At 47.1% G+C, this 5,410-nt stretch carries 4 protein-coding genes; 1 reads left to right on the forward strand and 3 read right to left on the reverse strand.

Annotated elements, in window-relative coordinates; genetic code table 11:
* Positions 1-18: 18 nt before the first annotated feature.
* The 3 genes from E0L16_RS21850 to E0L16_RS21860 form a co-directional block, all read right to left on the reverse strand.
* Complete coding sequence (locus E0L16_RS21850; protein ID WP_048291888.1) at positions 19-1,893, reverse strand: beta-glucoside-specific PTS transporter subunit IIABC; 1,875 nt, start codon at positions 1,891-1,893, stop codon at positions 19-21.
* A gap of 389 nt (positions 1,894-2,282) precedes the next feature.
* Positions 2,283-2,918: a DUF1349 domain-containing protein gene (locus E0L16_RS21855; protein ID WP_023345584.1), complete on the reverse strand. Its 636-nt coding sequence runs from the start codon at positions 2,916-2,918 to the stop codon at positions 2,283-2,285.
* 30 nt (positions 2,919-2,948) lie between these two features.
* Positions 2,949-4,163, reverse strand: coding sequence for an MFS transporter (locus E0L16_RS21860; protein WP_063136911.1), 1,215 nt, complete (start codon positions 4,161-4,163; stop codon positions 2,949-2,951).
* An 84-nt stretch (positions 4,164-4,247) separates the two neighbouring features.
* On the opposite strand from E0L16_RS21860, the gene E0L16_RS21865 reads away from it, so the two are divergent.
* Positions 4,248-5,018 carry an AraC family transcriptional regulator gene (locus E0L16_RS21865; protein ID WP_023345582.1) on the forward strand — a complete coding sequence of 257 codons (771 nt, stop codon included), beginning with the start codon at positions 4,248-4,250 and terminating at the stop codon, positions 5,016-5,018.
* The last annotated feature ends 392 nt before the right edge of the window (positions 5,019-5,410 follow it).

The following is a 5,410-nucleotide window of genomic DNA, read 5'->3' on the forward strand; positions in this document are numbered from 1 at the left end:
TTTTTTCATGAATCTTCCTCACTTAATCGTTGTCATCAATACCGTGTCATATGAAACAGTCTGTTTATCTGCCAGATGTACTGCCCTGAATTCATCGCTGTTATTGATTAATACCGGCGTGTCCAGCAGACATCCTGCGCTTTGAATAAAATCGAGATCAAATTCAATCAACAGATCACCGGCTTTTACCGAATCACCCGTTTTTACATGTGCCGTAAAACCTTCACCTTTCAGATTTACGGTATTGATCCCGACGTGGATCAGCAGTTCCACACCATCATTACTGACCAGGTTGATAGCATGTCGGGAATTAAATATTGACGACACAACTCCGTCAAAGGGCGCAATAACTTTACCGGAGGTTGGAATAATCCCCACTCCGTTACCCAGCAGGCCACTGGCAAAGGTCGGATCGCGGATTTCGGCAATATCAATAACCTTCCCCTGTAGCGGAGAGAGAATAACGATCTCTGCTGTTTCTGGTGCGATACCTGGGTTAGCACTTGGCGATTCTTTTGATGCCGGTAAACCGAAGAAATAGGTCAGTAAGGTAGAAAGCACGAGCGATAAGGCCGTGCCGATTATGGCCCCCCACACGGTCATATCCATACCGGTAGGTGGGATCATCTGAGCGAGAGTGAAGAAGCTGGTCAGACCGAAAGAATAGATACTACCGTGGAATGCTCCGACTATTGTCCCGCCTATGGCTCCGGCCGTGCAGCCGAAGATGAATGGCCGTCGGTTTGGGAGGTTAACACCATATACTGCAGGTTCCGTAATACCAAAAATGGCCGCGCTGACTGCCGAACCCGAAAGAGTTTTCAATTTTGGATCCTGGGTTCTCAGGAACACACCCAGCGCTGCGCCCAACTGGCCTACCACGGCCGGTACCAGTAATGGCTGCATAATATCATGGCCTAACACGCTGATGTTGTTGATCATGATGGGGACAAGACCCCAGTGCAGACCAAACATGACGCAGACCTGCCACAGTCCCCCCATGATCGTACCCGCTAAAGCAGGCGCAAACTCATAAGCGGCCAGAAACGCATTTGCCATAAGGTGGCTGAGGCCGGTAGCGAGCGGTCCAATAAGCAGGAACGCAGCAGGAACGACGATGAGAAGCGCTATCAGAGGGGTGAAGAGGTTTTTGACCGCTGAAGGGAGAATTTTATTACAGAATTTCTCCACCACACTACTGAGCCAGGCAGCAAATATGACCGGAATAACCGAGCCGGCATAATTAATATAAGTGACGGGAATTCCGAGGAAGGCATCAACTGACGCGCCGTGCTGTAACTGAGCGTCGAACGCCGCTATCATTGCCGGATGCATCAGTGCGCCGCCAATCGCCATCGACAGGAATGGCGACCCGCCAAAACGCTTGCCTGCAGTGTAACCCAGCACGAGAGGGAAGAAATAAAACAGGGCATCACCAGCTGCCGCCAGTATTTTGTAGGTTCCGCTCGACTCAGTCGTAATTCCGCAAACGATAGCAAGGGCTAGCAGCCCCTTCATAATCCCGGAAGCGGCCAGGATCCCCAGAAAAGGGGTAAAAATCCCCGAAACCACATTAATCAGCCTGTTAAAGATATTTTCTTTTATGACTGCCTCGTCGCTGCTCCCTGCAGCTAGATCAGTCTCATCCGTAATGCCTGTAGCTTCGATAGCCTTATAAACTTCAGAAACATTATTACCCACAACCACCTGGAGTTGGCCCCCGCTTTCTACCACCATAATAATCTCTGGATGGTTGCTCAAATCATCCTTCAGAACAACATCATATTTTCTTAACTGAAAGCGAAGCCTTGTTGCGCAATGGGTCAAACTTTTAATATTTTCCGGGCCGCCGACCCGGTTAATTATAAATTCAGCAAGTGACTGATATTTCATAGGGACATTTACCTTTCAAAAAGCAAAAAAAAACCCACTCCGCCCAGATAATACTGGTCTGAAGTAGGTTTTGCCTGCAAACGCAGTAACAATCCAGTTTCTAAAAATTCGTCTGAGAAATGTATAAATAACTGGGGTTTCCAGATATCTAATTGTATCCTCAAAAATGTTATACACCGTGCCTGAGTTCATATGAATAGCAGAAATGCAGTATGGCGGATTACCGATATCAATCGTCGTAAAATATACAGATAGCAAAAAATAAAGCCTCATATGATATGAGGCTTTATTTATACAGATCTATTAGCATGCAGGGTAAAAGTGAGGTGGCGGGATCACATGATATGTTTTTACCGGTATGCCCTGCATTCACTCTGAAATCCGGTTCTCTATTTTCCGCTACGGAAATCAGGAACATTTCCTGAAACGAGGGCGAAATCAGAGAATTCTACTTCGCATCCGGAGGCGTTAGGCGCTTGTGCCTCGAACCCTATGTGTAAAATCTGTTCCGCGTCGTTCAGCACATCAAGGGGAAAAGCGCGCACAAATATCCATTTTTGACCATCCAGCGAAGCATGGAAGGCAAATACATTATCTTTGCGGGAGATCCGTAAATGCACTTCCTGTCCACTGACGGTAAAAGCATTGGCATCATCAGAGGTATATCCGTTGTTCACCACAGAGACAACCATGGGTTCACGTTCGGGTGAATATTCAAAGCACAACTTCGCCCATGATCGTTCGTTAACGTAAAGAAGCAACACGCCGGCATCGAAGGTGTTACCGAATTCGACTTTTACCGTTGAACGAAATTGAAAGTCTCCGCCAGGAGCCGGACGTAAAAGTGTTGCTGCATTACACCGGCTTGCAGACGTTACCTGGCTTGTGCCCCTTCCCGGATCGATGAAAATATCACTGTACGGCAATGCCCTAACGGCTATCTTCCGGGATAGCGTATCAATGTTCCAAACGGAGCCTTCTGACGGCTGTAAGAGGCTAATGTTGTCATGTGAAAGATGGTTCATAGCTATTCCTTTCATATATTCTATTAATTTTTAATGATCTACATTTTTTTTTTCAGAGAAAATAGGGATGATGGTCAGGGAAAAGAGCATGACCAGGGCGGACAGGAAACAAAACGCATTGGCCAGTCCTGTATAATGTGCAATAAATCCGACCGCTGCGGGCCCCATAAGCACCCCCAGATATCCCAGCATGCTTGCAGCGGAGATAGCCAAAGAAGGGGCCATTGAATCCTGTTTGCCTGCACGCGTGAACAAAATAGGCACCACGTTACCGGCAGCAAAGCCCGCTATCGCAATCGCACTAAAGACAATGGCAACGGATGAGGACAGTGAAATAACCAAAAGTCCAATTGCCGTAAATATTACACCAAGAGTCAGTATCCAGCGCTCTCCTGCAAGTGAGACGAGCCTGTCACCGACGAAGCGGCTTAATGTCATCGCCACCGCAAAGACAACATACCCCGATCCTGCTATGTTTGCCGGTAAACTTTTTTCCTGAATCAGGAGCAATGCACCCCAGTCAAGCATCGCACCTTCTGCCAGGAACATCACCATTGCCAGAAGGCCTACCACAATCACTTTACCTTTAGGAAGTACAAATAATGGCGCGTCGTTAACCGTAACTGTTCTGAGGAACTTGTTTCTGATAACTGAGAGGCATATCAGTATCGTAAATATTGCGATCATCGATGCCACAAAAACGTGTAATCCCGTGGCAATCAGCAAAGTCATAACCACAGCGCCGGCAAGCCCTCCAACGCTGTAAAAACCATGAAATCCTGACATTAAAGGCATACCCGCCCGATCCTGAACTTCAGAACCGTGAATGTTGGCTGCTACATCAGTCGCACCAATCGAAAGGCCAAATAAGAAAAGTGCAGCACCAATTCCCAGGGGGGTGGAAAGCAGGGCAAGAAGGGGTAAAGCAACCACAATACCCACAGCACCCATGATGATGACCATCCGGCTGCCGGCTTTAGCAGAAATGCCACCGGCAGCAGGCATCCCTATTAATGCCCCCAGACCCAGACATAACAATACGGCACCCAAAAGAGCGGGCTCCGCCTGCATACGGCTTTGGGCGAAGGGTACCAGGGGAGCCCAACAGGCGAGCCCAAAACCAGCGATAAAGAATGCCAGTCTGGTGGCAAGTTTTGCGTCCGTGAGTTCTGTGAACTTAATATTGTCTGCTGAATAAGCCAGCTCATTTCCTTTCCCTGATATCATTTCTTCACTACTTTTCATCTGATACGCCCTGTGCGACGGTGTAAAAACAACCTAAAAAATACCAGTAGCATGCGTGTCATGATTCAGATAGGATGACAAATTATGTCTAATATACGCCAAAACACTATGAATCCAGATTTCGCTATCTCGCCTCTGGTAGGTCAGCCAGAACAATGGGGGGCTGATGTTCTTGAAAAGCATACTCATGCGCGCCACCAGTTAATTTTTTCCTCCCGGGGCGTCATTCACATCAAAACACATGTCGGCGAGTGGGTTCTTCCACCCAGCAGGGCACTCTGGATTGATGCCGGTACTGAACATTATGTTGAAACCAAGAAGCCAGCCTCGCTCTTTGTTCTGTATATTTCTCCCGCTTTTTTTTCCATGGATAAGCCTGAACACTGCTGCGTGGTTGAAGTGAGCAACCTGGTCAGGGAGCTCATCATGGCGTGTGCAAAAATGGGGTGGACCTATGATGAAAATAGTCACAGTCACCGACTGGCAGAGGTGTTGGTAGGCAGTCTTTCAGGTTTACAGCTCGCATCACTGGAACTGATCAAGCCGAAAGATCCCAGAGCCATCCACTTAATAAAATTACTGGAGCACGACCCGGGATCACGACGGTCGCTGCACGACCTAGCCAGAGAAGCAGGAGCTAGCGGAAGAACGATAGAACGACTTTTTGCTCAGGAGACAAATCTTCCCTTCGGAGCCTGGAGACAGAGACATCGAATGCTGTTTGCGCTGGAACGTCTGGCTTATGGCCAGAGTGTCATGAATGTCGCGCTGGAGTCAGGCTATGAGTCTGCTTCAAGCTTTATTGCTGCTTTCAAGGCAATGTTTGGTACCACGCCATCTAAATATTTCTCATAACCAGATTCATATGAACAGAACGGTCTGGCTCCATTTCAGCTCCGTCAGGGCGGGACCATAGATACTCTTTTATTCGCTATTTCCCTTTCATGCAGATACATCGAATAAACGACAAATTATAATCAGGATCTGACAGAACTGGAAAAAATGACTCTGCGTTCAGGCATTTTAAATTAAATACGATTAACCTTTTATCATGGCAGGGTTTACAGGAAGGTGCAGGATATTAAGTTGTTATATGAATCCATTCAGACAAAATGAAGCCTTCTCATAATACATAACGATTTTCTCTCTATTGGACCGTCCTTAAGCATTATATGTTTATTCCAGCCCTAGTATACAGGTTAGCTAAAATGTCAGATACAGCGAATAAACACTTCACAATAACAGTG

It is taken from the genome of Enterobacter quasihormaechei (assembly GCF_004331385.1).
Taxonomy (GTDB): domain Bacteria; phylum Pseudomonadota; class Gammaproteobacteria; order Enterobacterales; family Enterobacteriaceae; genus Enterobacter; species Enterobacter quasihormaechei.

Coding starts and splice junctions, on each gene's coding strand:
- E0L16_RS21850 (WP_048291888.1), bottom strand. CDS start 1,893: ATGAAATATCAGTCACTTGCTGAATTTATAATTAACCGGGTCGGCGGC.
- E0L16_RS21855 (WP_023345584.1), bottom strand. CDS start 2,918: ATGAACCATCTTTCACATGACAACATTAGCCTCTTACAGCCGTCAGAA.
- E0L16_RS21860 (WP_063136911.1), bottom strand. CDS start 4,163: ATGAAAAGTAGTGAAGAAATGATATCAGGGAAAGGAAATGAGCTGGCT.
- E0L16_RS21865 (WP_023345582.1), top strand. CDS start 4,248: ATGTCTAATATACGCCAAAACACTATGAATCCAGATTTCGCTATCTCG.